General features: G+C 44.8%; 22 protein-coding genes and 2 tRNA genes. 6 read left to right on the top strand and 18 right to left on the bottom strand.

What is annotated here, in order from left to right:
* Positions 1–374: 374 nt before the first annotated feature.
* Genes FTT75_RS05900 through FTT75_RS05865 form a run of 8 tightly spaced genes read right to left on the bottom strand, consistent with a single transcriptional unit; the run spans position 375 to position 8,074 of the window.
* Positions 375–1,247 (bottom strand): hypothetical protein, encoded by an 873-nt coding sequence (locus tag FTT75_RS05900; RefSeq protein WP_180186051.1) that lies wholly within the window; start codon positions 1,245–1,247, stop codon positions 375–377.
* A gap of 12 nt (positions 1,248–1,259) precedes the next feature.
* Positions 1,260–2,339 carry a 3-dehydroquinate synthase gene (aroB, locus tag FTT75_RS05895; RefSeq protein WP_180186050.1) on the bottom strand — a complete coding sequence of 360 codons (1,080 nt, stop codon included), beginning with the start codon at positions 2,337–2,339 and terminating at the stop codon, positions 1,260–1,262.
* A 28-nt stretch (positions 2,340–2,367) separates the two neighbouring features.
* Positions 2,368–2,904 (bottom strand): shikimate kinase AroK, encoded by a 537-nt coding sequence (gene aroK / locus FTT75_RS05890; protein WP_180186049.1) that lies wholly within the window; start codon positions 2,902–2,904, stop codon positions 2,368–2,370.
* Between the two features lie 36 nt (positions 2,905–2,940).
* Positions 2,941–5,124 (bottom strand): type IV pilus secretin PilQ family protein, encoded by a 2,184-nt coding sequence (gene pilQ / locus FTT75_RS05885; RefSeq protein WP_180186048.1) that lies wholly within the window; start codon positions 5,122–5,124, stop codon positions 2,941–2,943.
* Positions 5,125–5,140: 16 nt separating this feature from the next.
* Entirely contained in the window at positions 5,141–5,668 is a 528-nt protein-coding gene (locus FTT75_RS05880) for a pilus assembly protein PilP (protein ID WP_005094322.1), read from the bottom strand.
* Positions 5,668–6,381: a type 4a pilus biogenesis protein PilO gene (locus tag FTT75_RS05875; RefSeq protein WP_005094323.1), complete on the bottom strand. Its 714-nt coding sequence runs from the start codon at positions 6,379–6,381 to the stop codon at positions 5,668–5,670. Before FTT75_RS05875 ends, FTT75_RS05880 begins: the two co-directional genes overlap by 1 nt.
* Positions 6,378–7,016 carry a PilN domain-containing protein gene (locus FTT75_RS05870; protein WP_180186047.1) on the bottom strand — a complete coding sequence of 213 codons (639 nt, stop codon included), beginning with the start codon at positions 7,014–7,016 and terminating at the stop codon, positions 6,378–6,380. Before FTT75_RS05870 ends, FTT75_RS05875 begins: the two co-directional genes overlap by 4 nt.
* The gene (locus FTT75_RS05865; RefSeq protein WP_005168888.1) at positions 7,016–8,074 is read right to left on the bottom strand and encodes a pilus assembly protein PilM; all 1,059 of its coding nucleotides are present in this window, start codon (positions 8,072–8,074) and stop codon (positions 7,016–7,018) included. The genes FTT75_RS05870 and FTT75_RS05865 overlap by 1 nt, the downstream gene beginning before the upstream one ends.
* 165 nt (positions 8,075–8,239) lie before the next feature.
* On the opposite strand from FTT75_RS05865, the gene ponA reads away from it, so the two are divergent.
* Positions 8,240–10,771 carry a penicillin-binding protein PBP1a gene (gene ponA / locus FTT75_RS05860; protein ID WP_180186046.1) on the top strand — a complete coding sequence of 844 codons (2,532 nt, stop codon included), beginning with the start codon at positions 8,240–8,242 and terminating at the stop codon, positions 10,769–10,771.
* Positions 10,772–10,834: 63 nt separating this feature from the next.
* On the opposite strand, the gene FTT75_RS05855 is transcribed toward ponA, so the two are convergent.
* The 9 genes from FTT75_RS05855 to FTT75_RS05815 form a co-directional block, all read right to left on the bottom strand.
* Positions 10,835–11,638, bottom strand: a complete 804-nt coding sequence (locus FTT75_RS05855; protein ID WP_005094332.1) for a putative RNA methyltransferase — start codon at positions 11,636–11,638, stop codon at positions 10,835–10,837.
* Positions 11,639–11,692: 54 nt separating this feature from the next.
* Positions 11,693–12,811, bottom strand: coding sequence for a phospho-N-acetylmuramoyl-pentapeptide-transferase (mraY, locus tag FTT75_RS05850; protein ID WP_005094334.1), 1,119 nt, complete (start codon positions 12,809–12,811; stop codon positions 11,693–11,695).
* The gene (gene murF, locus FTT75_RS05845) at positions 12,812–14,215 is read right to left on the bottom strand and encodes a UDP-N-acetylmuramoyl-tripeptide--D-alanyl-D-alanine ligase (RefSeq protein ID WP_180097362.1); all 1,404 of its coding nucleotides are present in this window, start codon (positions 14,213–14,215) and stop codon (positions 12,812–12,814) included.
* 9 nt (positions 14,216–14,224) lie between these two features.
* Positions 14,225–15,721: a UDP-N-acetylmuramoyl-L-alanyl-D-glutamate--2,6-diaminopimelate ligase gene (locus tag FTT75_RS05840; protein ID WP_180186045.1), complete on the bottom strand. Its 1,497-nt coding sequence runs from the start codon at positions 15,719–15,721 to the stop codon at positions 14,225–14,227.
* A gap of 11 nt (positions 15,722–15,732) precedes the next feature.
* A complete protein-coding gene (gene ftsI / locus FTT75_RS05835) occupies positions 15,733–17,556 on the bottom strand; it encodes a penicillin-binding protein PBP3 (RefSeq protein ID WP_074383637.1) in 1,824 nt (607 codons plus the stop codon).
* A 15-nt stretch (positions 17,557–17,571) separates the two neighbouring features.
* Positions 17,572–17,904 carry a cell division protein FtsL gene (gene ftsL, locus FTT75_RS05830; protein ID WP_005094344.1) on the bottom strand — a complete coding sequence of 111 codons (333 nt, stop codon included), beginning with the start codon at positions 17,902–17,904 and terminating at the stop codon, positions 17,572–17,574.
* A 10-nt stretch (positions 17,905–17,914) separates the two neighbouring features.
* Entirely contained in the window at positions 17,915–18,826 is a 912-nt protein-coding gene (gene rsmH / locus FTT75_RS05825; protein ID WP_180075310.1) for a 16S rRNA (cytosine(1402)-N(4))-methyltransferase RsmH, read from the bottom strand.
* A 188-nt stretch (positions 18,827–19,014) separates the two neighbouring features.
* A complete protein-coding gene (locus FTT75_RS05820) occupies positions 19,015–20,034 on the bottom strand; it encodes a sulfate ABC transporter substrate-binding protein (RefSeq protein ID WP_180186044.1) in 1,020 nt (339 codons plus the stop codon).
* A 244-nt stretch (positions 20,035–20,278) separates the two neighbouring features.
* Positions 20,279–21,280, bottom strand: a complete 1,002-nt coding sequence (locus FTT75_RS05815) for a sulfate ABC transporter substrate-binding protein (RefSeq protein ID WP_180186043.1) — start codon at positions 21,278–21,280, stop codon at positions 20,279–20,281.
* 392 nt (positions 21,281–21,672) lie between these two features.
* Here FTT75_RS05815 and FTT75_RS05810 point away from each other — a divergent pair, with 392 nt between their 5' ends.
* The 5 genes from FTT75_RS05810 to FTT75_RS05790 all read left to right on the top strand — a co-directional run bounded on the left by FTT75_RS05810 (position 21,673) and on the right by FTT75_RS05790 (position 24,348).
* Positions 21,673–21,975: a hypothetical protein gene (locus tag FTT75_RS05810; RefSeq protein WP_100355182.1), complete on the top strand. Its 303-nt coding sequence runs from the start codon at positions 21,673–21,675 to the stop codon at positions 21,973–21,975.
* A 127-nt stretch (positions 21,976–22,102) separates the two neighbouring features.
* Positions 22,103–23,611, top strand: a complete 1,509-nt coding sequence (gltX, locus tag FTT75_RS05805) for a glutamate--tRNA ligase (RefSeq protein WP_180186042.1) — start codon at positions 22,103–22,105, stop codon at positions 23,609–23,611.
* 57 nt (positions 23,612–23,668) lie between these two features.
* A tRNA-Ala gene (locus FTT75_RS05800) sits at positions 23,669–23,744 on the top strand.
* Positions 23,745–23,780: 36 nt separating this feature from the next.
* Positions 23,781–23,856: transfer RNA gene (locus FTT75_RS05795), tRNA-Glu, on the top strand.
* A gap of 150 nt (positions 23,857–24,006) precedes the next feature.
* Positions 24,007–24,348, top strand: coding sequence for a membrane protein (locus FTT75_RS05790; RefSeq protein WP_004281123.1), 342 nt, complete (start codon positions 24,007–24,009; stop codon positions 24,346–24,348).
* A 69-nt stretch (positions 24,349–24,417) separates the two neighbouring features.
* On the opposite strand, the gene ettA is transcribed toward FTT75_RS05790, so the two are convergent.
* On the bottom strand, positions 24,418–26,079 hold the full coding sequence (ettA, locus tag FTT75_RS05785) for an energy-dependent translational throttle protein EttA (RefSeq protein WP_005168915.1): 1,662 nt from the start codon (positions 26,077–26,079) through the stop codon (positions 24,418–24,420).
* Positions 26,080–26,373 lie beyond the last annotated feature (294 nt).

Below are 26,373 nucleotides of genomic sequence, written 5' to 3'. Positions count from 1 at the left end.
TAATGAACTTTCGAAGACTGTCTTGATAGAGCAAAAACATTGTTCTCTATTTCTTCAGCGTAGTCCTTTTTCAGACAGAATGCATAAAAAATAAAGTTTATTTTGCTGATGAATAACATAAAAATCAGGAATAAATATGACATTCATAGGTTGTCATCGAATCATTTTTCGCGCTAAAACAGGGAGATTAATTCAATCCATGCACCAATAAAGCAAATTACATGCCAATAAATAGCACATAAATTAAAACCATACAGATGACAAAGCTTTAACAAGGATTACAGGGATACTGGTTATTTTTAATGTGTATTTTTTGCACCAAAAGCGCACATTTCTAATTATGTCATTTTTTTGGTGCGCTATTTTAGAACGGGTTAGTTAAAAGGATCACTAATCTCATTGTTTTGAGGACGGGAATTCCCCCCTTGGTTCGGTCGATTATTATTGTTTTGTGGTTGCGGAGCACCTTCTACAGCACTTTCGGATTTCTGTACATCGAGCACATTGCCAGCGGCATCACGACGCACAATTGTGGTACTGGTGGTCGCATCCGAACTACGCGGTTTAACCTGAGCCTGAGTTTGCTGTCTGAGTCGTACAGATTCATCTACCTTTGGTAAAGGTACGTTTTTCAAGCGAATCTCATACAGCTTTTGATTGCTTGCCAATTCCTCTGAACCCAGATTATTGACCAGACTGACATACTGCTGTATTGGCACCACTTCAGGCTTCACTGAAGCAGGCAAATTTAAATTCAATGTAGATAAGGCCTGATTGGCTTCGGCGGCGGTCTTATACTGACCATACAGCAGCACATATTGTTCTGGCTGATTTTCACCGGATATTCTTAGATAAATAAAAGCCTTACGATCTGGCTGTTTTTTAAGAAAGCTTTTTAGAATGGCTTCATTGCTGACGCGAAATAATTCAATCGCATGCTGTTTTTTCGCCTCATTAACAAATTTGGTGCCGCGAAATTCTGGCTCATGAGTGGCATTTACAATGGTGCGCGTATTCAAATCGAGGGGTTTGACCTCGTCAAAAAGCGCACCAAGATGGGTCATTGTCGCTACTTTTTCCGGCTGAATTTGTAATTGAACTTTAGTTTCTGGCTTTTTTTCCACTTCAATTACCGCATCTGAATCAGTAATGGCCCAAAAGATCAAGGCTGCAAATAGACAGCATACACCACAGACCAGCCAGAAATAGTGCTGAACCTTTTGCCAAGGAGTGTGTAATGCTGTCATAAAAACTAAAACCTATGCCTGATTCGCTAAAATTGCCTGTTGCATTCGCTCAAGATCAAAATCCCGAGTAATCACAGCTTTACCTAATTGTTGCAACAACACCAGACGCAATTGTCCATTCAAGACTTTTTTGTCATGGGCCATATATGCCAGGAAATCATCAAGAGGGATTTTAGGACAAACGATCGGAAGTTTGGCACGAGAAATGATTTTTTTTGTACGCTCCAGATCACCTTGAGAAATCCAGCCCATACGCTGTGATAAATCTGCCGCCATGACCATACCTGTTGCAACAGCCTCGCCATGTAGCCAGACACCATACCCCAGATAAGATTCAATCGCATGTCCAAAAGTATGCCCCAGATTCAATAGAGCACGTTCCCCTTGCTCTTTTTCATCATTGGCGACAATCCGGGCCTTGTGCGCACAGGAGCGGTAAACAGCTTCAGCCAGCAACTTTTCATCGCGGCCAATCAGTGCCTCCATATGCTCTTCAAGCCAGAGCAGAAATGATTCATCACCGAGTAGCGCATATTTAATCACTTCAGCCAAACCTGCCGCAAGTTCACGATCAGGTAAAGTAGAAAGTTGCGACATATCGGCCAGCACCACTTGCGGTTGCTGGAATGCACCAATCATGTTTTTACCCAGTGGATGATTAATCCCAGTTTTTCCACCGACACTGGAATCGACTTGAGACAGTAAAGTCGTCGGTACCTGAATGAAATACACGCCACGCTGGAAACATGCCGAAGCAAAACCGGCCATATCGCCAATCACACCACCACCGAGCGCAAGCACCGTACAGTCCCGGTTAAAACCAGCTTCAAGCAATGCATCAAAGATCAGATTCAGATGCTGGCTATCCTTATATTTTTCACCATCGGGCAAAATACAGGTCGCAACATGCTTGTCTAAAGCTGCAATCGCAGTTTGATAATGCTGCAAATAAAGTGGCGCAACCGTGGTATTGCTCACAATCATCACTTGCTTGCCATGAATATAGGGAGCCAATAAGGCCTGTGGATCAAGATCGCTCCCGATAAAAATAGGGTAACGACGTTCTCCGAGTTCTACATATAAGGTTTGCATGCTTGATTAACCACTTTATTCAATGAACTTAGTTTTTGGAAGTAATGAGATTGAGAATCCGCTGCGCCAGATCACGTGCCGCACCTTGATTGGTCTCAATGATATGATGTGCCACCTCCCGATACAAGGGATCACGGACGGCCAATAAATCACGCAACTTTTGTTCTGGATTTTCAACTTGCAACAGTGGGCGGTTTTTATCGCGATAAGTACGCTGCAGCTGAATTTCAACCGGCGTATACAGGTAAACGACTATCCCACGCTGTTTCAGATAGTCTCGATTCAAGAGCTGGGTGATGGCACCACCACCCGTGGCTAAAACCAGTTGAGAGCGTGAAGTCAGCTCATCAATTACAGCAGTTTCACGGTCACGGAAACCCTGCTCCCCTTCCTTTTCAAAAATCCAGGGAATCGTCGCACCTGTTTTACGTTCAATTTCATGATCACTGTCTAGAAATTCGCGTCCTAACAATTCTGCGAGATGTCGTCCTACTGTTGTTTTACCGGCCCCCATCGGCCCTACCAAATAAATATTTGGCAGGGTTTCAAACTCTTTGCTTGGCAAGGAGTCACCTATTCGTTTTGTTAAATTCAAAATATATTAATGATTTCTTGAAACACTGTCATTAACAATTCGAGGTGTAACGAAAATCAGTAACTCACGCTTGTTATCCGATTTTAAATCTTTACGGAATAAACGCCCTACATAAGGAATATCCCCCAGGAATGGCACCTTGGTTTGTGCATTACGGGTTTCCTGCTCAAAAATCCCACCTAGGACCACTGTTTCACCGTTATCCACCAGCACATTGGTATTGATCTCATTCTTATTAATAGTCAATTGTCCGGTCGGGGTCGGGTTACCTACCGAATTACTAGTAATATTGAGTTCCATCTGCACTTTACCGTCTGGAGTAATACTTGGCGTGACATCCAGACTCAAAGTCGCATCAATAAATTCAGTAGTGGATACAGCATTGGCCCCCCCACCTTCTGATGACTGATAAGGAATCTGTGTACCAGATGCAACCATTGCTTTTTGCTTGTCTGCTGTGAGTACCTTTGGTGTTGAAATGACTTCACCATAGCCATCCGCTTGCAATGCAGACAGTTCAAGATCCAGCATAAAATCAGAGAGACTAATCAAACCAAAGGCAATACGACTGGCGCCCGGACTGGTGACACCCAAGTCAACATTCAGGTTGTCCGGTCTTTGGATTTCATACTTCCATCCACCTAACTCATCATCCAACTCAGGTGTTCTCAAATCCCATAATGTTGTATCGCTACCACCAACTAGAAGGTTATTATTGTTGGTAATCCCTTGTGACAGAATCCCCCACTTCACCCCCATTTCTTTGGTGAAGTCAGTGGTGGCACGTACAATACGCGCCTCAACCATTACCTGCTTGACCTGTACATCGAGCAGATCCACCATATTCCGAATTTTATCAATAAAAGGCTGGGTATCATTCACAATAATGGTATTGGTACGGGCATCAATAGATACAGAACCACGTGAGCTTAACAAGCTTTCTTTATCTTCATTATTATTAGTTGTATTAGAAGAATTATTTGATGAGTTATTTGAATTTTGTGCAGATTTATTCTGGGTAATCAGCTTTTCAATATCTGTAGCTTTAGCATAACTCAGCTGCATATATTCAGTCTGAATCGGGGCAAGTGCAACGCTCTGCTTCAAAGCTTTTGCCTCTTCCTCTTCTGCCTTAATCAGTTCTGTCACTGGTGCAATCCAGATCACATTACCATTACGGCGTTTATCCAGGTTTTTGGTTTTCAGTACAATATCCAGTGCTTGATCCCAAGGCACTTCTTTTAGGCGCAAGGTAATATTGCCTTGTACACTATCTGCTGCCACCATATTGATATCGGTAAAATCAGCCAAAAGCTGTAGTACACGACGTACTTCAATATCCTGGAAATCGAGTGAAATTTTCTTGCCGCTATAAGCCACGGTCTTCGGACGTAGCGGACTCTTGGCTTCCGGACGTTTCAAACTAATGGTCAGCTTATTATCCGTTTGATAAGCCATATATTCATAGCTTTCCCCGGACTGGATCGTAATCACGCCTGATCCATTTTGATTCACTGCATCCACACTCGACACAGGTGTCGCAAAATCATTCACATTCAGACGACGGGTCAAATGCGTCGGGATCTTCGTGCCTAAGGTTCGAACAATGATTTTAGTCCCCTGCTGCTGTACATCGACCGGGGTGTTGTTGCCTGCCAAGTCAATCACCACCTGACCTTCACCTTGAGCCCCACGCTGGAAACTGATATTGCTAATTCCCTGAGCTGACTGCTGTAATACCGGTTGAGCTGTCGCGACTGGTGTGACTGAATTGATTTTCAGGATAAAGGTATTCCCTTCAACTCGCGTGGTAAAGGCACCAGCATCTGCCAGATTAACAGTCAAACGGGCACGTTGTGCATCCGAAGTCACATCGACCGACCTGGCTTCACGTGTTGCCACCGGAATATTGCTTTGCTTTAAGTTTTGTTGGGCCTGGTCAAAATCTAAAATTAGACGTGAAGGTGATTCTAATTGATAGGCCTGTGGCTGTGGTGGCAAACCATTGAACATCACCCGAATTTCAGTTCCTTGTCCAGGAAGCTGCATAGCTACGATATTGGTCACGGCTACCTGCGCGCTGGCTGCTTGCATCACCGCAATCGCAACAGCACCCATTGAAAACTGACGAAACACACGATTCATTGTATTAGCATCCCCAAAAATAAATTCTTTAATACTCTTATTCATTGTTATTCCCTAAAACTTATGGTGCCGGCCCAATCAGAACCAGACTTCGCGGACGCTCCACATATCCTTCACGGCCATCTGGAATAATCTCAATCAAATCGATCTGCGTTGGTGTAATACCACTCACACGACCATGATTAAGCCCCATATAGCTACCACGCTGTATCCGTTCAATCTCGCCATCCGGTGTCTGGATTAAAGCCAGAATCTGTCCGGCCTGATTGCGCATGCTGCCTTTCATGCTCAAGGTTTCCAGAGGATAACTTTCCAGTGGTTGCAATTGGCGTGATAAATTTGGATAAACCCGTTTCCCCGCCATAATCTTTAGCTCGGCAGCCAGAGAACTTGGCAGGAAAGGACTTTTGATCTGGTGTGCTGCATAGTTGAAGGTTTCAACTGGCATAAAATCGGGTGCAGGTTCAATCGGCAAAGGTGGCTGATTACGAATATTGGCCATTTCCTGATTGACTGCATCAATACGTGAATCACATCCTAGCAATACCAGTCCAAGCGCTAAAACTGAAGTAATTTTAATCCTATTCATTACTGCGCCCCCTGAGTCGTGCTCGTACCTGCTGAAGAAGCCTCGGCATTGCCCACATAACGATAGGTTTTGGCCTTGACCACATAATCAATCACCGGAATCTCAGACTTTTTCTCTTTATTCTCAGTACCGGTAATGGTGAAATCATGCAAGGTAACAATACGCGACAAGCCTGCAATACTGCTGACAAAAGAACCAAAAGCGTGATAATCCCCAGTCGCTTCAATCGCAATGGGCTGTTCAATAAAGAACTCTTGCTTAATTTCAGGTTCCAGACGGATATTTTTAAACTTCAGACCTGAATTGACACCGCTCAGGTTAATATCCTCAACCAGACCCGGAATTTCAGTTTCCTTCGGCAATTGTTCTAATTGCTGGTTAAAACGTGCTTCCATTTCCTGAAGCTGAATCTGATATTGTTGTAGATTACGTAATTTTGATTCCTTTTCACGAAACTCATTCAGCAGGTTTTGTTCCTGGGCACTGGCTTGTGAAATCGATTCAATCGTACTTCTGGTCAGGGCAAAATAAATCAGCATAAATACCAAGATAACAATAAAAATCCAGCAGCTAATCTTGACCGATAAAGGCCAGCTGCCATAATTATTAGGATCTAGAGTATTGAATTGCTGAAAAAATTTCTCAACTGTCATTTTATTTTTAGGTACAGCCACGGCATCCTGGCTGAACTCATCGAATTTTTCATTACTCATGATGATGCCCCCGGAGTGGTATTGGCTGCTTGCTGTTCTTCATTCAGTACCGGTTCAGCGATCTGATCCAGATCCACAGTCACGGTAAAGCTGCCATAAGACTCTTCAACACGTGGAATAATCGAGCTCGGTGCCTTTTCTTTGGATTCTTCAGCCACCAGGAAGGCATTCATAAAGGCGTTTCGGTACCAGGAGGAAGCTTCCAGATTACGCAGTAATTCTGCTACGGTATTTGGACTCTCGGCTCGACCTTCGATGCTAAATTTATCGCCAGTACGCTGAAACTTGCTGATGTACATATTGGCTGGTGTCACCCGTACAATTTCATCAATCAAATGTACTGCGATCGGACGTTGCGTTTGCAAACCCTGAATCAGCTTCATCCGCTCAACAATGGCATTACGTTGCTCTTGCAAACCTTCTAGCGCTTTTAACTGCACATCCAGATTCTGGTTGGTACTTTGAATCAGCTGATTGGCCTGTTCCTGATCCTGAAGCTTGTGATCATAATAAAACCAGGTTGAACCTGCCGCCGCCAGTCCTAAGAAAAGCGCCCCCACACAGATTGCCACGAATTCATTATTTCTTTTAATTCTTAGCTCATCACGCCAAGGAAGTAAGTTAATCTTTGCCATTAATCAAAACTCCTCAATGCCAAACCACATGCAACCATGAGTGATGACGCGTCATTTTCAATTTTTTTAATATCAATTTGAGGAGAAAAGCCCATTTGCAAAAATGGATTCGCGATCGTGACACGGTAACCGAGTTTTTGTTGTAATAATTTTGCCAGACCTGGAATATTGGCATTCCCGCCGGCCAATAAAATATGATCAATCTCATTAAACTGAGACGATGAAAAGAAGAATTGTAATGACCGCGCTGCCTGTTGCACCACAGCATCCAGAAACGGTTCTAGCACTTCAATATCATAATCATCTGGCAAAGCACGGGTTTTTTTAGCACGCCCGGCTTCTTCAAAAGACAGACCATAACGGTTCTGAATTTCCTGAGTCAGCTGTTTGCCACCGAACACCTGCTCACGGGTATAAATAATTTTGTTGTTCTGCATGACAGACAAGGTGGTCATACTATGACCAATGTCTAAAATACCGACAGTATTTACCCCCATCGGCAAAGTATCCGAAAACACTTTAAAAGCATTTTCCAGCGCAAAACTTTCTACGTCCGCGATCTTGGGTGTCAGTCCGGCAATTTCCAAAACTTCAGAACGTGCTTCAATATTTTCAATGCGGGTTGCCACCAACAGCACATTGACCCGGTTTGGATTGGCAAGACGGTCAGGCAGAACTTCAAAGTCCAGACTGGCTTCATCGAGTGGGAACGGAATATACTGTTCTGCATCTTCACGAATCTGAACTTCACGCTCATCATTCGACATGTCTGCATCCATCTCGATAGTTTTGGTAATCACCATAGAGGTTGGAATGGCAAAAGCGGCATGATTCGACTGGGTGTTGGCCAAATTAATTGCACGCCCAAGGGCATCCGCGACTGCTTCCGGGTTTAAGACGTTTTTTTCAACAACACTGTTTTCCATTAATGGGACCAAAGCATAGCTCTCTACCCAGTAACGGCTACTTTTTACAGAAAGCTCCAAAACCTTAACAGAAGTCGAACTAATATCAACTCCTATTAACCCCTTATTTGGTTTACGATATAACCTGCGCACAATATAATTCCTATTATTTTTTTGTCCCCAATTAAATCTAACTTACCAATCGATCCGATCTATAATTTTATATAGATACAATAACTCATCTAACAATATGTATATCTAAAGGATATACTGATCGGTAATTAGTTCGCCATTAGCTCTTATTAAAACTTACTTGTTATGAAAAAGCTATCTTGTTCAGGCCTTGTTCACCCATTTTTTTTGATCATTATCATTATCCTGATCTCAATTCCGATGGGTTTCTATGGCATGTATCTCTATATTGCCCCATCTTTGCCTGAAATGTCCACGCTTAAAAAGGCGCCTTTATTAAAGCCTTTACAAGTTTTTAGTTCAGATAATGAATTAATTGCTGAGTATGGTGGCAAGCTTTCTGTTCCCGTGAAATATGAACAAATTCCATCCGAGTTTATTCATGCTTTCCTCGCCGCTGAAGATTCCAGCTTTTTCGAGCATAGCGGAATCAGTTTTAAAAGCTTAGGCCGCGCAGTCAGTGAAAGTATCACCGGTTCGGATGTGCAGACCGGTGGTTCCACTATCACCATGCAGGTGGCGAAAAATTATTATCTCAGCCCCGAACGAATACTCAAGCGTAAACTGACTGAAATTTTTCTGGCCCGTAAGATTGAGCAAAGCCTGACCAAAGAAGAAATTCTGACACTGTATGTGAATAAAATCTTCTTGGGTAAAAATGCCTACGGGATCGCAGCAGCAGCCAAAATTTACTATAACAAGAGTTTAGAAGAGCTTTCGATTGCGCAAATGGCCATGATCTCTGGCCTGCCTAAAGCGCCTTCTCGATATAATCCGGTGGCCAACCCCAAACGTGCTCTCGAACGTCGCAACTGGATTTTAGGACGTATGCTGCAACTGGGCTATCTGAACCAGAGTCAGTATCAACAAGCGATTGCTGAACCCATCAATCTGGATATGCCTGACCGCAGTACCCGCAATAAATTCCCGTATGTCGGTGAGATGGTGCGTTCTGAACTGGTACAAAACTTTGGCGAACAGGCGGTAGATTCTGGCTACAAGGTCTATACCACCATCCATAGTGAACGCCAGACCTATGCAGAACAGGCGGTACAAGAGGGTCTGGAAGCTTATGACCGTCGACATGGCTGGCGTGGTGCTGAAGCACATGATCAACCGCTGGAAAATTTCCGTGCCTATGCCAACACCTACCCTGCTCAAGTAACCAAGGTTGGCAATTCCAGTTTTGAAGCGTTGATGCAGGATGGCACCACGGTAACTGTACCGTGGTCCGGTATGTCTTGGGCGCGCCCCTTTCGCAATGTCAACAGTGTAGGTGGTGCGCCTAGCAAAGCTTCCGAGATTGTCAAAGTCAAAGATATTATACGTTTACGACCGAATCAGAATAAAACCTCGTGGTCGCTGGTACAAATTCCAAATGTGCAAGGACAGTTGATTGCCATCAATCCAAATAATGGTGCAATTGAAGCCATTGTGGGCGGATACAACTTTTATCAGTCGAAATTTAACCGTGCAATCCAGGGCTGGCGTCAACCCGGCTCTACGATTAAGCCTTTTGTTTATGCACTGGCTTTAGAACGAGGCATGACACCGCATACCATGGTGAATGATGCGCCAATTACCATTGGCAAATGGACACCTCGTAATTCAGATGGTCGTTATCTGGGGATGATCCCACTACGCCGCGCACTTTATCTTTCGCGCAATACCGTTTCAGTGCGTTTATTACAGGCTGTCGGGATTGAACGTACCCGTCAGCTGTTTATGGATTTTGGTTTACAGGACAATCAGATCCCGCGTAACTATACCATTGCACTCGGCACGCCTCAGGTTCTGCCGATTCAGATGGCGACAGGTTATGCGACTTTTGCCAACGGCGGTTACCGGATCCAGCCACATTTCATTAACCGTATTGAAGATGCCTATGGCCATACCATTTTTGAGGCTCAGCCTGAATATGCGTGTATTTCCTGTATCAATACCGAAGAAGAACCTGCTCAACCGGCCGACACCATGACCGCAGATGATGAAGCGATTGCAATCAACAATACAAGTCTAGAACAGAAACAGGCTGCACCCAAAGTCTCTGCTGAAGACAGTAATTATCGTCAGGCACAGCGTATTTTAAAATCCAGCTCTGCCTATGACATGGCCAATATTCTGCGTGATGTGATTCAGCACGGTACCGGCCGTGCGGCCTTAAGAATCGGGCGAAATGATATTGGGGGCAAAACCGGAACCACCAATGACGCCAAAGATGCCTGGTTCGCAGGGTTCAATGGCAAACTTGTTACCATCACCTGGGTCGGCTTTGACCAGCCTAAAACCTTGGGACGCCGTGAATATGGTGGTGTGGCAGCCTTACCGATCTGGACCGACTTTATGGGCAATGCCTTAAAAGGTCAGCCAGAAGCATGGGTGCGTTTAGACCGTAATGCCAAGGCACCAGTGAATCGAAGCAAGGTAGTTCAGGGTGATGAAGTGCAGAATGATCCGTCTTCACCACCAATGGCCACTGCGCTTTACCGCCGCCCGGCACCTGTGGTCGTCCCGAAACGGACAGAAACGGATTTCGAAGATCTGCCAGGACAGGAAATTGCTGTGCCAGATGCTGCTGAAACAACCGCTCCACCAGAACAGCCGCTTCAACCAAGCAAAGTGGACGCTTTAGAAAACCTGATTCAAGAAGTGCAATAACCACAACCGACAAACTAGTATAAAAAAGCCCTCAACAATGAGGGCTTTTTTATCGGTGAATTTTTATTTTTTCTGAAACAGATAGATCTGATATTGCGCCAGCAATTTAAACTGATCCTGCTGTTCAAGTGCCAGACGGCGTTCAGGTTTGGCCTTGTAAGCATACGGCGTCATAGCAATCAGGTTTTTTAAATCTGTCTGTGGCAAAGTCATCGGGGCATCAATCACCTGCTCACTGAGCAGATCAAATTCATCTTGCAGTTGCTCAACAAACTTTTGCGGTTCGTGGGGTTTCACTTCTTCAAAAAGTGCCTCACGCATCGCATATAAATGCTGTGGCGCAGGTGTCACCACCATTAAATAACCTTCAGCTTTTAAAACCCGTAAAATTTCCTGTTTTGGGATCGGACTGAACAGGCTGGTACACATATCAATCGACCCATCCAGCACCGGTAAAGTCGCCCCGGTTCCTACGACCCAGGTGATATTTTTATTGAGCTTGGCCGCGACCTGAACGGCATTTTTGGCAATATCCACCCCGACGCATTGCAGCACTTCAGCCTGCATGGCATCGGTATAGTAGCCTTCACCACACCCAATATCTAAAAGATTTTCAATACGCAGCTCTCGGAGCCTCTCCACCACGGCCTGTTGCAAAGGCGCATAATGACCCGCACTCAAAAATGCACGACGTGCCTGGACGGACTCAGGCGTATCCCCAGGATTTTTACTGTGTTTATGTTGCACCACATGCAGGTTCACATAGCCTTGCTTGGCCACATCGTAGCTATGATGATTCTCACATCGCCATGTTCTTTCATTTAAGCTCAACTGCTGGCGACAGACTGGGCACATGAGTAAATTCATCATTCTCTCCAAAACAAAAAAGCCGGCCTGCGCCGACTTTTTTCAATGCATCTCTTAGCGCAATTTTAAGGTCATTAGACCCAAAACCACCAGCATAATCGTAATAATCCAGAAACGAATGACGACTTGAGTTTCACGCCAGCCTTTCTTTTCATAATGATGATGCAGCGGTGCCATCAGGAACACGCGTTTATTGCGCATTCTTAATGAACCAATCTGCAAGAATACTGAAATCGCTTCGACCAAGAATACACCCGCCATAATCGCAAAGACGATTTCCTGACGTACCATCACAGCAATCGTCCCCAACATCGCACCCAGCGATAAAGCACCGACATCACCCATAAACACTTGCGCAGGATGGGCGTTGTACCACAGGAATGCCAGACCGGCACCAATCATCGCCGCACAGATCACCACCAGTTCAGAGGAATATTTCACATAGGGAATATGCAGGTAATTGGCAAAACGCACGTCTCCGGCCAGATAGGCAAATACACCCAGACCTGCCGCAACCAGTACAATTGGCATGATCGCCAGACCATCCAGGCCATCGGTCAGGTTCACGGCATTAGATGCACCATTAATCACAAAATAAGTGAAAATAATGAAGCCAATACCTAGTGGAATCGCCGATAGCGGAATGGTCAAATCTTTGAAAAATGGAATCAACAGGTCCAGCATATTGGCGGTATGCACCGGATTGGTCTGCTGCTGTGCAATCACATAGAGCGCAATACCAACACCCAAGGCACCGACTGAAGTCCAGAAGAATTTTTTCTTCGCAGGCAGGCCGGCATTGTCTTTATAACGGATCTTGATCCAGTCATCCGCCCAGCCGACGGCACCGAAAATCACCATCACCGCCAGTACAATCCAGACATAAGGATTGGAAAGATCCGCCCAGAGTAAAGTTGAGATACCAATTGAAAGCAGGATCAGTACCCCGCCCATGGTTGGTGTACCCATTTTCTTAGCATGGTTTTCAGGGGCATACGAGCTGACAGCCTGACCATATTTGAGGGCTTGAAGCTTACGAATCATGATTGGGCCAAGTACCAGACCAATCGTCAATGCCGTCAGGACACTGAGCAAAGCACGTAAAGTTAAATAACGAACCACCTGAAACGTGCTGTCAAAGCCCGCCAAATGTTCAAAGAGCCATAACAGCATTTAGAGTTTCTCCATCAATGCAGCCATCAATGTTTCCATATGGGTATAACGCGACCCCTTAAACAGAAATGACATCGGCTGAGGTTGATGTGTTTCAATCAAACGAATTAAAAATGGTAATGCCTGCTCCTGATTCAGGAATGCCTGCATTTTTTTGCCATATTGGGTACTACGGGCCCCTTCTTGCATGGCAGGCGAAAATTCACCCACAGCCACCACAAAGTTCAGGCCTTTGACCGAGACCAGATCTCGACCCAGCTTATAATGTTCCATCGCAGCCGATGCACCGAGTTCACCAATATCACCGGTGACCATGACCCGAATGCCCTGCTGCTGTGCTAACACATCTGCTGCTGCACGCATCGAGCTCGGATTGGCATTGTAGGTATCATCAATCAGTAAATATTGTTGATGCTGGATAAAGTTCAAACGGCCTTTGGCACCTACAGCCTGTTCCAGACCGGCCACGATATCATCCAGACCAATACCGATTGCCAAGGCAAAGGCAGCCGCAGCCGTGGCATTTTCAACATTATGCTCACCGGCAAATGGCAAATTCACCGCCCGGTTACCTTGCGGAGTATTTAAGACAAAGTTTGCAGTCTGAGGATGTAATTCCACATCAGTTGCATACACGTCACCACCGGCACCAAAACTTAAGCTTTGTTCAGTCTTCACTGCGGCACGAATAGTATCAGCAAAATCATCTGCAGCCGGAATAATCGAAGTTTCGGAAATATGCGCATAAATTTCCGATTTGGCAGTACAAATGCCATCACGGCCACCGAATTCACCCAAATGCGCAGTGCCGATATTAATGATCCCGGCTACATGCGGCTGTACCATGTTTGAGGTGTAATCAATTTCGCCCTGATGACTGGCACCCAGCTCCATCACTGCATACTGATGTTCGGGACGTAATTCGAGCAACATCACCGGTACGCCGAGGTCATTATTCAGGTTGCCACGCGTGATCAGTGTCGGCGCAAGACGAGACAAGATGCTCCCCAGCATTTCCTTGGTGGTGGTCTTGCCACTGCTGCCGGTCAAGGCAATGACTTTGAGCTGAGGATTCTGCTGACGACGGTATGCGCCCAACCGCCCTAGTGCCAAACGGGTATCGTCTACGACAAGCTGGCAGATATCGATATCGAGCGGTCGACTGACGATCGCAATCTGACAACCGCTTGCTGCTACTTGTGCCACAAAATCATGGGCATCAAAGCGCTCACCTTGCAGCGCAAGGAAAGCATCCCCTTGTTCAGCATCACGCGAATCGGTCAGAATACGTTTGATGGCGTCTGCCGGTTTTTTATTATTGAGCCAATTGCCTTGAGTCGCTTGTTCAAGCTGTTCTGCTGTCCAAGGTGCAAGTGGCACGGTACTGGTTGTTGAGGTATGCATATCTGAATCCTAATACGCTGGATAAGCTGAATCTGCGCTGTGATGCTGGGCATCAATCGCGGCTTGCACTTCGACCACATCATCAAACCAGTGACGTACACCATCAATTTCCTGATAATTTTCGTGACCTTTGCCTGCAATCACCACGATGTCCCCTGCCTGCGCGTGTTTAACGGCAAACTTGATCGCTTCACGACGGTCATGAATTTCATGGTAGCTTTTGCCTAAAAAGTCGATGCCATTTTTCATATCGGCAAAAATTTGTGCAGGATCTTCGGTTCGCGGGTTATCGGAAGTCAAGACCGCAATATCCGAACCTTCTAATGCTGCTTGGGTCATGAGTGGACGCTTGCCGCGGTCACGATCGCCGCCACAGCCAAAGACGGCCCAGAGATTTTGCGCAACATGACGTTTTAAAGTGATGAGAACCTGAGTCAAGGCATCAGGTGTATGCGCATAATCCACTACAAATAGGCGCTCGCCATCACGCAGCACCTGCATCCGGCCTGGTGCACCTTTGAGCTGTGGTACAGTCGCAATCAAGCTGCTTAAATCAAATCCGGCCTGCTCTGCCATGATCAGACTGGCGACCAGATTTTCAATATTGAAATGTCCAAGCAGCGGACTGTTCACAACATATTCAGCAGAAGCCGTTTTCAGCTTAAAGGCCGCACCTGAAATGCTGTATTGAATATCCTGAACCTGATAATCCGCAGCTTGACGGGTTGAATAGGTCAAAATTTCTGGCTGTGAGGGATTGTTGCGCGCTGCATCAATCATGATATGAGCATGCGCATCATCCAGGTTGATGACAGCCACTTTTAAACTTTCAAATTTAAATAAAGCAGATTTGGCTTCTGCATAGGCTTGCAGCGTCCCGTGATAATCCAGATGATCGCGACTTAAATTACTATAGCCCGCAATCTCGATATCACAGCCATTCAAGCGACCTTGCTCCAGACCATGCGAACTGGCTTCAATCGAGGCAAATTTAGCACCGGCTTGAGCATAAACATGCAAAGCATTTTGCAATTGCAAAGCATCGAGCGTGGTATGCGACGAGGCTTCCAGATTTGGCAAAATCCCGTTACCTGTCGTCCCCATCACTGCACAAGCTTTGCTTTGTAACATGAACAGTTCCGCAACCAAACGTGAAATCGTGGTTTTACCATTGGTGCCGGTCACTGCAAGAATACCTGCAGCCTGAACAGGTTGGCTGGCTTGTAAGTATTGTTTTTGCCACTGTCCCATCAAATGTCGGACATCAGCAACCACTAGATTGGGTGAGATATCCAATTCGATTTCAGAAATCACCGCTAAGGCACCCTGCTCTAAAGCTTTTTGTGCAAATACTGCAGTTTTTTCTGGTTGTGACAGACTGGTCAAGGCAATAAAAATTTGCCCTGCCTTAACTTTACGGCTATCCAGTTCGAAACCCTGAAAGGCTTGGGTCATCCATTCAGCAGTATCCTGAACGGCGTAGAGATCTTTAAATGTAATAGACATTGATCACCTATTTACTGGACTTTGGGAGATTCTAAAGGTTTGTCCAGAGGGACATTCAGCAGACGCAAGGATTCCTGCATCACGCGTGCAAATACCGGTGCCGATACCGTACCGCCGTAATAGGTGCCTTGCGGATTTTCGACCACCACCACCATGGCAATACGCGGATCACTCACGGGCGCTACGCCAGCAAACAAAGCCCGGTATTCATTGGTAGAATAGCCTTTACGATCGGCACGCAGTTTATGCGCAGTACCGGTTTTCCCTGCCACACGATAACCCGGAATTGTCGCGCGCGTGGCGGTACCGCCAGGCAGAGTTGCTACTTCCAGCATAAGCAAGACCTGATCTGCAATATTGGCATCAATCATTTGCTCACCCTGCGGCTGTTCTTCCAGCTTGTACAGGCTCAGCGGCATTCTCACACCCTTATTGGCCAGCATGGCATAGGCATCCGCCATTTGCAGTACAGTAGCATTCAGGCCATAACCATAGGACATGGTTGCCACTTCTGACACATTCCATTTACTTGGTGGCAAGATCAGACCGGCACTTTCACCCGGGAATCTTACTGCTGAGCGTGAGCCAAAACCCAAGCGTTTATAGAAAGTAGGTAGAGTTTCATACGGCAAAGACAAGGCCAGTTTGGCGACACCCACGTTCGAAGATTTCTGGATAATACCGCCCAGTGTTAACTGACCATAGTTATGCGTATCACGAATGGTGTGATTGCCAATTCGCATACTGCCCGGTGTGGTGTTGACCACAGAATTGGCCGTATATTTACCACTTTCCAGAGCCATTGCCACGGTGAAGGGCTTCATGGTCGAACCCGGCTCGAAGGAATCCACCGCACCACGGTTACGCATGGCATCCTTGTTCAGCAGACCATTTTTATCATTCGGGTTATATGATGGCCAAGATGACAAGGCCAGAATTTCTCCGGTTTTTACATCGACTGCAATCGCAGTCGCAGAACGGGCATTATTGGCCACACCTGCCGCAGTCAGTTCACGGTACATAATATATTGCAGACGCGAGTCGATACTCAGGGTGATATTCTCGCCCGGCTCGACTTCTTTAATCACTTCCGGCTCTTTAACCCGGTTGCCTTTTTTATCCCGGATAATCTGCTGCTCACCATCTTCACCTGCCAGACGGGTATTGAGCTGCATTTCCAGACCTTCAATCCCGGTGCCTTCACTATTGGTCAGACCAATAATCTGTGAATTGGGCTGTGGCTGCGGATAATAACGTTTGTAGTTTTTCTCGGTATACACGCCTTGAAAATTACGCTTCATGATCAGTTCGGCCTGTTGTGGCGGAACTTCTTTTTTCAGGATCAGATAACGAGAACGCGGGCGTTCTTGCATTTTTTTGCGTAGTTCTGCCCGATCCATACCGACTGCATCGGCCAGTTCATCCAGATTCAGGTTTTTATCCGGCAACTGGCGTTTCAGCTTACGGCTATCTGGCTCTTTTTCCAGTGCCAGTATGGTCTCGTCATAGAGTTTTTTATTGTCAAAATAGTCACGTGGATCAATCACGATTTTCATGATCGGCGTACTGATCGCCAGCGGCACCCCATTACGGTCATAAATCACGCCACGCATGGCCTTGATGGTATTGGTTCTTAAAATATTGGCATTGGCTTTATTTTGCAAAAAATCCTTATTGATAATCTGCACATAGAAGGCACGGCAAATCAGTGTAATAAAACACAGCAACACCACCGCCCACATGATATAGAAACGATTGATATACACATTTGAGGCGTTTTTGTCGGTAACTGATTGTTTTTTACGTACCGCTTGCTTCTTTCTTTTGTCTATCATGTCCGAGCGCTAGCCTTATTTTTTCTCATCTGAAGTTTGTGGTAAAGAAATGACGACACTTTGTGAAACCGGGGGAGAATACATGCGCAGCTGGGTAACAGCACGTGTGCCAATCTGCGCAGTTGCACCAAAAGTTTGCTGTTCAATTAACAAACGACCCCAATCTGCATTCAGGTCATCACGCTCACGCAGATAAGTGCTCAATTTTCTGGTGTCCTGACGATATTCAAACACCTGAAATACCACAAAGACTGCACTGATGAAGACCATCAGTATCAAGACGAGATAGATGCAGGCTTGTTTAAGCCACAACTTTTCTGTTTTTTTATCAACCACTTCAGTTTTCATGATGTGCCTATTAAGCTAAACGTTCTGCGACCCGGAGCCATGCACTACGTGAACGAGGATTGGCTTTGACTTCTTCGTCACTGGCTTTTACGCGGGATACCTTCTTTAAACGTCGTGTATCTTTTTGCTGCCCCGGCATTCCCCAGCCAAAATCTTCGTCTAATGTAGATTCTTTTTGAATAAATTGTTTGATCAAACGGTCTTCCAGAGAGTGAAAGCTAATTACGGCCAAACGTGCCTCAGGTTTTAAAATCTCAACTGCTTGAGGCAAGAAGATTTCAATATCTTCTAATTCTTTATTAATAGCAATACGAATCGCCTGGAAAGTACGCGTCGCAGCATGCTTATTTTTTTCCCATTTTGGATGCGCGACTTTCACAATTTCCGCAAGTTGAGCCGTGGTCTCAATCTGCCCTGCCGCCTTGATGGCTTTGGCAATCCGGCGACTATAACGCTCTTCACCGTATTTAAAAATGATATTGGCCAGTGCTTCTTCTTCAATTTCAAGCAGCCATTCTGCTGCAGTTGGACCTTGAGAATTGTCCATGCGCATATCCAGCGGGCCATCTTTCATAAAACTGAAACCACGTTCGGCCTGATCCAGCTGCGGCGAAGACACGCCTAAATCTGCCATCACCCCATCCACGGTCTCAATCCCAAGCTCAGCCAGTGCGTCTTTCAGATCGGCAAAGCTGGCATGAATAATTTTAAAACGTGGATCTTCTTGTTCTAAGATTGCTGCCGTCTCTAGGGCCTGAGGATCTTTATCAAAGCCATACACACGTGCATGTTCATCTAATTTTGATAACAATAAACGGGTATGTCCGCCACGACCAAAAGTACCGTCCACATAAATTCCCGTATTGCGACCCGCCAACAAGGCATCAATCGTTTCGTGAAGTAATACAGAAATATGTGACATAAAAACTCAATCAATAGGGCGAAAAATTTAACTGCACATTATCACTCTGTTTTAGCAAAGCTCCAAACGACTTTTTGTAGATAAATATTACTTTCCATAGAGAAAACCGTTTTTATTTGAGTGTCGTCAATAAAAAAGCCTCCGCGAGGGAGGCCTGTTTATCTGTAATTCGTCGTCAAATCAGCAGATTAACGTTTTGAGTTATAAATCTGATCAAAAATCGCGCCATTCACAAAATGGGTTTTCTGTGCATTGGCCCAGCCGCCAAACACTTCATCAATGGTAAAGGTTTTGATTTTCGGGAATTGTGCTGAATATTTGGCTAATACTTTCTGATTGCGCGGACGGTAGAAATGTTTGGCTGCCATTTCCTGACCCAATGGAGAATACAGGTAGTTGATATAACCTGTTGCCAACCATTTATTGCCATTTTTATCCACAGTACGATCGACAATGGCCACCGATGGCTCGGTCAAAATCGTAATTGACGGATAAATAATATCGAACTTGTCTTTACCCAAAGTCTTTTGGGTAACCAGTGCTTCATTTTCCCAAGTCAGCAATACATCACCAATGCCACGCTCAGCAAACGTGGTCATTGAAGCACGTGCTGCTGAGTCCATCACTTTGACATTTTTATAGAGTTTGCCGACAAAGTCCTGTGCTTTGGCTTTGTTACCCCCCGGCTGTTTCTCGGCATAGCCCCAGGCAGAGAGGTATACCCAACGTGGCAAACCACCGGTTTTCGGGTTTGGGGTAATAATTTCTACGCCTGGCTTGGTCAGATCACTCCAGTCTTTAATGCCCTTCGGATTGCCTTTGCGCACCATAAACACGATAGTTGAGGTATAAGGTGCAGAATTATGCGGAAACTCTTTTTGCCAGCCGGGTTGAATCTGACCAGATTTCACGATTTCTTCGATGTCATTGGCCAGCGCCAAAGTCACCACATCGCCTTTTAAGCCATCGACCACCGAACGTGCCTGCTTGCCCGAACCACCATGTGACTGTTTAAAGTTCACATCCAGACCGGTCCGGTTTTTCCAGTAAGCACCAAATGATTTATTGAATTCATCATAGAATTCACGGGTTGCATCATATGACACGTTTAGAAATTGACGATCAGCCGCCTGTGAGGTAGTCGCTGTCAAGCCTAGACCTGTAGCCAATAAGGCAACGCTAAATAAGGATTTTAATTGATTTTTCATGAGCGCACGGGAGTTTATCTTGTATAGATATAACTATATGAAATAAAATCATTTATCGCAATTCAACCTACAACATCACAACACGATATAATCAAAGGTTTTTTATTCTTAATCATCTGTTTTTAAAAACAAAATATAGCCAGTCATTTCACTTATTTCGAATATATAGAATTTTATGCATTAAATATAAAAAAAACGGATAACGCTTTATCCGTTTTCTTCATTCAATTTAGATTCAAGCTTGTTATCGCTTTTCATTATAAATCTGATCATAAATCGCCCCATTCACAAAATGGGTTTTTTGCGCTTTTGCCCAGCCACCAAAGACTTTATCAATGGTGAAGGTCTGAATTTTCGGAAATTGGGCGGAATATTTGGCAGCCACTTTGGCATCGCGTGGACGGAAGAAATATTTCGCAGCCAACTCCTGCCCTTTCGGGGAATACAAATAATTCAAATAGCCTTTCGCCAGATTGGCATTGCCATTTTTATTCACATTTTTATCAACGATTGCCACCGATGGCTCGGCCAGAATTGAAATAGAGGGATAGATGATATCGTACTTGTCCTTACCTAGACCTTGCGTTGCCAGCAAGGCTTCATTTTCCCAAGATAATAGTACATCGCCAATACCGCGCTCGGCAAAAGTCGTCAGTGAACCACGGGCACCGGAATCCAACACTTTGACATTTTGATAAAGCTTTTTGACCAGATCTCGGGCTTTGGCATCATTGCCACCGGGCTGTTTCAGCGCATAGCCCCAAGCAGATAGATAGATCCAACGTGGCGCTCCACCAGTTTTCGGGTTAGGCGTAATAATCTCGACACCCGGTTTGGTCAGATCATTCCAGTCCTTGATTTGCTTGGGATTGGCCTTACGCACCAAAAAAACAATGGTCGATGTATAAGGTGCAGAATTACTCGGAAATTCTTTTTGCCAGCCTTTCTCGATTAAACCGGCATTGACGATTTCCTCAATGTCATTGGCCAAAGCCAAAGTCACCACATCGGCCTGTAAACCATCGACGACCGAACGTGCCTGCTTGCCTGAACCGCCATGTGACTGTTTAAAATTGATTGTCTGTCCGGTTTTCTGCTTCCAGAACTGGCCAAACTCCTGATTATATTCCTGGTAAAATTCACGGGTCGGATCATAAGAGACATTCAGGAAATCTTTGGCCATTACATTTTGCATGGTGGTTGCTGTAAATATTGTCAAGATTGCGGTTGCTATTATTTTTTTCATGTTATGTGACTCATTATTGAGATAACCACACTGTATAAATAAAAAATAAATATAACAATCATGTGTTTATAATAATATTGATGATCTATTTCTGATTTTGAGATATCTGCTAACAATTAAACCTGGATACATATTCTGCTAAAAAATTAATCTCCTGCTACAATATAAGACAGTTCTTCACGTTCTCTTCACAGTTGTCTGTTAAAAATAGGCCGCCAGAAGAGAGAATTACGATTTTTAGTAATTTTCCATAGATGTTATATTAATTTTTTGTAAAAAATGTGACTTGGTTCTACTTCTTTATAATCAACTGTGATTAAATTGTAGACGGAGTATTAAAAAAACATTTTTAACAGAATAAAACCAACCAGAAGCAAGGAGGAAGTTTGGATATGAAATTTAAATTATTCACAGCTAGCATCCTAAGTCTGATCATGCTGTTTTCGATTCAACTGGGTCATGCCGTCGTTGTGAAGACAGATTTGCAGAAGGCCTCAGTCACTACTGTTGAAAGCAAGACATCGCCGATTGAAAAAGCAATTCAACAACAAAAAAGCGAAAAAACCCTGCATACAGACGATAATCTTAAAGTCTTAACTGCGCTGAAAGTCGCACCTTCACAAAATTTCTTTGCAGCACAAAATTATCGCTTTACCCGCTTCGTACAAAGCATATTTTCTAGCGATAATTCTTAATCAGTTTTAACCAACTCGAATAACACCAAGATTTAAAGCCATATCACTGAATGTTGAATAAAGCATTAAGTGATGTGGCTTTTTCGCTATAATAGAACCAAATTTATATTCTAGATTATATCCGGCTATGACTGTTCGTACTCGTATTGCACCTTCTCCTACAGGTTTTCCTCATGTAGGTACTGCCTATATTGCCTTGTTTAACTTATGTTTTGCTAAACAGCATGGGGGTGAATTCATCCTTCGTATTGAAGATACTGACCAACTGCGCTCAACACCTGAATCTGAAAAAATGATCCTGGATTCATTGCGCTGGCTCGGTCTCAACTGGTCTGAAGGTCCAGATGTGGGTGGCCCACATGCACCGTACCGCCAGTCAGAACGTATGGATATTTATAAAAACTATGCGCTGGAACTGGTTGAAAAAGGTCATGCCTTCTACTGTTTCGCCACTGCCGAAGAACTGGATCACATGCGTGCTGAACAGCAAGCACGTGGTGAATCTCCACGTTATGACGGTCGAGGCTTAAACCTTTCTCAAGAAGAGGTCGAGCGTCGTTTGGCTGCTGGCGAAGCACATGTGATTCGCATGAAAGTACCGACTGAAGGTATTTGTAAATTTAATGACATGCTGCGTGGTGAAGTCGAGATTCCATGGGCGCAGGTCGACATGCAGATTCTGCTGAAAACTGACGGCTTGCCAACCTATCATTTGGCCAACGTGGTAGATGACCATTTAATGCAAATCACGCATGTGATTCGTGGTGAAGAATGGATTCCATCTGCACCGAAGCATCAGTTGCTGTACCAGTACTTCGGTTGGGAGATGCCGGTGCTGTGTCACATGCCACTGCTACGCAACCCGGACAAATCAAAATTGTCTAAGCGTAAAAACCCAACTTCAATCAACTATTACAAAGATATCGGTGTACTGCCTGAAGCCTTGTTGAACTACTTGGGTCGTATGGGCTGGTCAATGCCAGATGAAAGTGAAAAATTCACATTGGTAGAAATGATTGAACATTTTGATATTAAACGTGTATCACTCGGTGGTCCAATCTTTGATGTTGAAAAACTCAACTGGCTCAATGGTCAATGGATCAAAGCCCTTTCTCCTGCTGAATTGCTCGATACGCTGCTAGCATGGAAAGCAGACCGTGCCAAATTAGAAGAAATCGCAGCTGCGATTCAACCACGTATCAACTTGCTGTCTGAAGCAGTGAACTGGTCTGCGCATTACTTCAACCACTTCCCGGCCCTGACTCAGGAGCAGTTTGTCAGCAAAAAACTGTCTGACGAACAGGTACGTCAAAGCTTGCAGTTTGCCATTTGGCGTTTAGAAAGCCTGTTCATCTGGAACAACGACACGGTCAGCCAAACCTTGATGGATTTGGCAGCACAAATGGAAATTAAACTGCGTGACTTCATGCCGGCCTTTTTTATTGCCATTGCCGGTTCAACTGCGTCTACCCCAGTGATGCAGACTATGGTCACCATTGGCCCTGATTTAACCTTCGCACGTTTACGTCATGCGCTGGAAATTGTCGGTGGCCCAAGCAAAAAAGAGCTGAAAGTCTGGGAAAAACTCAATGAAAGCTTAAAATTGCCGAAAAATGAAGCGGTTGATCAAGCTTAATTAATTTTTTTGTTGACGTGTGAGCGCGATATCCCTAATATAGCGCTCACACAGACTGGGGTCATAGCTCAGTTGGTAGAGCGCTACAATGGCATTGTAGAGGTCAGGAGTTCGATCCTCCTTGACTCCACCAAATCAAGTCTTGCTTTAGCTGTGTAATGCCTCAATTGTCCCTATCGTCTAGAGGCCTAGGACATCGCCCTTTCACGGCGGTAACCGGGGTTCGAATCCCCGTAGGGACGCCATATTCAAGATTACTTTTGAAGTGGTCTTTTAAAAAACCCAAGCATTATGACTTGGGTTTTTTATTGCCTGTATATTTTATGTGGGGCAATATTTCGGTTTCTTCGCATCTTCCGATAAAATAATCAGTAATTTAGAATTTTGGAGTTGTAATGCAATATCGTTGCCCTAAGTGTCAAAGCCCGAAAATCATGCCAGTGGCCCAGCCAGGTCAAGCAGCTCCACGTCCGGTGGTTCCTAAAAGCCTGATGTTTCTGGTGCCCGCCCTGTTCCTATTATTATTGCTGGTGATCATCAGTATCGCGATGTGGATCTTTGGTGATGGTGCAGGTACAACTTTACAGACTGCAACCGTCATCGTCTTTATTCTTTCTTTGATCGCAGGCTTTATGTTCTATAAAGATTTGCCTGATTTTAAAATTTCCATGCAGGCCTTCATGCAGACCCAAAAGAAATGGAAATGTCGTGAATGTAATCATGAGTGGGAAATCTAAGTCACTCCCCACCACCCTATAAGCACAAAAACCAGCCCGAAGGCTGGTTTTTTATTTTAAAATCAGGGATTAAACACCAATTTTACGGTATTTTTGACGCTTCGCAACCAGATCATCACCATCACGCTTACGGCGATATTCTTCAAACTCAGCATAGTTACCGGTGAAGAACTCAGGTGTTTCGCCTTCAAATGACAAAATGTGCGTTGCAATACGGTCCAGGAACCAACGGTCATGCGAGATCACCATCACAGTACCCGGGAACACCAGAATGGCATCCTCAAGCGCACGTAAGGTTTCGATATCCAAGTCGTTTGACGGTTCATCGAGCAAGATTACGTTTGCGCCCATTTGCAGGATTTTCGCCAGTTGTAAACGGTTACGCTCACCACCTGACAATTGACCTACACGTTTTTGCTGATCCTGGCCTTTAAAGTTAAAGCGACCGATATATGCACGAGATGCAATTTCGTATTCGCCAATCTTCAAGATGTCTAAACCGCCAGAAACTTCTTCCCAAACCGTTTTGTTGTCATCAAGCGTGTCACGAATCTGACCCACATAAGCCACTTTCACCGACTCACCCAGTACCACAGAACCGGTATCCGGTTGTTGTTCACCGGTCATCATGCGGAACAGTGTGGTTTTACCTGCACCGTTCTCACCGACGATACCCACGATCGCAGCAGGCGGTACAACGAATGATAAATCTTTATACAGGGTACGATCACCAAACGATTTGCTGATGCCTTCAACTTCTACAACCTTGTTGCCTAGACGTGGGCCAGGTGGAATGTAGATTTCAGAGGTTTCGTTACGCTGTTGGAATTCACGCGAGTTAAGCTCTTCAAAACGCTCCATACGCGCTTTGTTTTTCTTTTGCTGGCCTTTGGCATTTGAGCGAACCCATTCAAGTTCTTTTTTCAATGCTTTAGCAAAAGATTCTTCTTGCTTGTTCTCTTGCTCTAGACGCGCATTTTTCTGCTCTAACCAAGAAGAGTAGTTACCTTGGTATGGAATGCCCATGCCACGGTCAAGCTCAAGAATCCACTCAGCCACGTTATCCAAGAAATAACGGTCATGCGTAATCGCAACGATGGTACCCGGGAAGTCTTTCAAGAAACGTTCTAACCAGGCAACAGATGATGCATCTAAATGGTTCGTCGGTTCGTCAAGAAGCAACATGTCTGGCTTAGACAAGAGCAAACGGCACAGTGCCACACGGCGGCGTTCACCACCTGAAAGCAGTTTAACATCGGCATCCCAAGCTGGAAGGTTCAGTGCAGCAGCTGCCTGATCCATCTGATTGGCAAGGTTATGTGCATCCCATGCATGGATAATGGCTTCGAGCTTTTCTTGCTCTTTTGCAAGTGCATCAAAGTCAGCATCTTCTGCTGCATATTCTGCAAATACTTCGTCAAGACGTGCCAAAGCATCCAGCGGCTCACGCAGACCATCTTCAACGTTGCCACGCACGTCTTTAGTTTCATCTAAAGGCGGCTCTTGCTCGAGATAACCGATTTTAGTACCTGGTTGTGCACGTGCTTCACCAGAGAAATCTTTATCTACGCCCGCCATAATACGAAGCAAGGTCGATTTACCTGCACCGTTTAGACCAAGCACACCAATTTTTGCGCCCGGGAAAAATGATAAGGAGATATCTTTCAGGATTTCGCGTTTCGGCGGCACCATCTTAGACACTCGGTTCATCGTATAAATATATTGGGCCACGTAGGACTCCTCAACTGAAAAACCAAATGGGGTTAAAACAACCACCCCAGCTCAAAAAAGAGCGAAAAAATAATCGGCTATTATACGCAGAAAGCTGCGAAAACATAAGCCATTGCCATGAACTTCAATGCATTGTTACAAGTTTATTTATGGTGATTTTTCAAACAGCTGATTTAAGTCAAATAAGTGCGTCGAATCCCAATTTATATATGATTATTTCATCTATCTATTTCAGTAAAATTGCACTTTTACTTATATATGAAAATGTTACACTCAAGTCATAAACTTAAACAC

Origin of the sequence: Acinetobacter sp. YH01008 (assembly GCF_013420435.1) — a bacterium.
GTDB lineage: Bacteria > Pseudomonadota > Gammaproteobacteria > Pseudomonadales > Moraxellaceae > Acinetobacter > Acinetobacter pseudolwoffii.
This window is presented reverse-complemented; position numbering and strand designations above follow the sequence as displayed.

What these genes read in the sequence shown, in the direction of transcription:
- FTT75_RS05900 (WP_180186051.1), bottom strand. Translation starts at nt 1,247, where the DNA reads ATGACAGCATTACACACTCCTTGGCAAAAGGTTCAGCACTATTTCTGG.
- aroB (WP_180186050.1), bottom strand. Translation starts at nt 2,339, where the DNA reads ATGCAAACCTTATATGTAGAACTCGGAGAACGTCGTTACCCTATTTTT.
- pilQ (WP_180186048.1), bottom strand. Translation starts at nt 5,124, where the DNA reads ATGAATAAGAGTATTAAAGAATTTATTTTTGGGGATGCTAATACAATG.
- FTT75_RS05880 (WP_005094322.1), bottom strand. Translation starts at nt 5,668, where the DNA reads ATGAATAGGATTAAAATTACTTCAGTTTTAGCGCTTGGACTGGTATTG.
- FTT75_RS05875 (WP_005094323.1), bottom strand. Translation starts at nt 6,381, where the DNA reads ATGAGTAATGAAAAATTCGATGAGTTCAGCCAGGATGCCGTGGCTGTA.
- FTT75_RS05870 (WP_180186047.1), bottom strand. Translation starts at nt 7,016, where the DNA reads ATGGCAAAGATTAACTTACTTCCTTGGCGTGATGAGCTAAGAATTAAA.
- ponA (WP_180186046.1), top strand. Translation starts at nt 8,240, where the DNA reads ATGAAAAAGCTATCTTGTTCAGGCCTTGTTCACCCATTTTTTTTGATC.
- FTT75_RS05855 (WP_005094332.1), bottom strand. Translation starts at nt 11,638, where the DNA reads ATGAATTTACTCATGTGCCCAGTCTGTCGCCAGCAGTTGAGCTTAAAT.
- mraY (WP_005094334.1), bottom strand. Translation starts at nt 12,811, where the DNA reads ATGCTGTTATGGCTCTTTGAACATTTGGCGGGCTTTGACAGCACGTTT.
- murF (WP_180097362.1), bottom strand. Translation starts at nt 14,215, where the DNA reads ATGCATACCTCAACAACCAGTACCGTGCCACTTGCACCTTGGACAGCA.
- FTT75_RS05840 (WP_180186045.1), bottom strand. Translation starts at nt 15,721, where the DNA reads ATGTCTATTACATTTAAAGATCTCTACGCCGTTCAGGATACTGCTGAA.
- ftsI (WP_074383637.1), bottom strand. Translation starts at nt 17,556, where the DNA reads ATGATAGACAAAAGAAAGAAGCAAGCGGTACGTAAAAAACAATCAGTT.
- ftsL (WP_005094344.1), bottom strand. Translation starts at nt 17,904, where the DNA reads ATGAAAACTGAAGTGGTTGATAAAAAAACAGAAAAGTTGTGGCTTAAA.
- rsmH (WP_180075310.1), bottom strand. Translation starts at nt 18,826, where the DNA reads ATGTCACATATTTCTGTATTACTTCACGAAACGATTGATGCCTTGTTG.
- FTT75_RS05820 (WP_180186044.1), bottom strand. Translation starts at nt 20,034, where the DNA reads ATGAAAAATCAATTAAAATCCTTATTTAGCGTTGCCTTATTGGCTACA.
- FTT75_RS05815 (WP_180186043.1), bottom strand. Translation starts at nt 21,280, where the DNA reads ATGAAAAAAATAATAGCAACCGCAATCTTGACAATATTTACAGCAACC.
- FTT75_RS05810 (WP_100355182.1), top strand. Translation starts at nt 21,673, where the DNA reads ATGAAATTTAAATTATTCACAGCTAGCATCCTAAGTCTGATCATGCTG.
- gltX (WP_180186042.1), top strand. Translation starts at nt 22,103, where the DNA reads ATGACTGTTCGTACTCGTATTGCACCTTCTCCTACAGGTTTTCCTCAT.
- FTT75_RS05790 (WP_004281123.1), top strand. Translation starts at nt 24,007, where the DNA reads ATGCAATATCGTTGCCCTAAGTGTCAAAGCCCGAAAATCATGCCAGTG.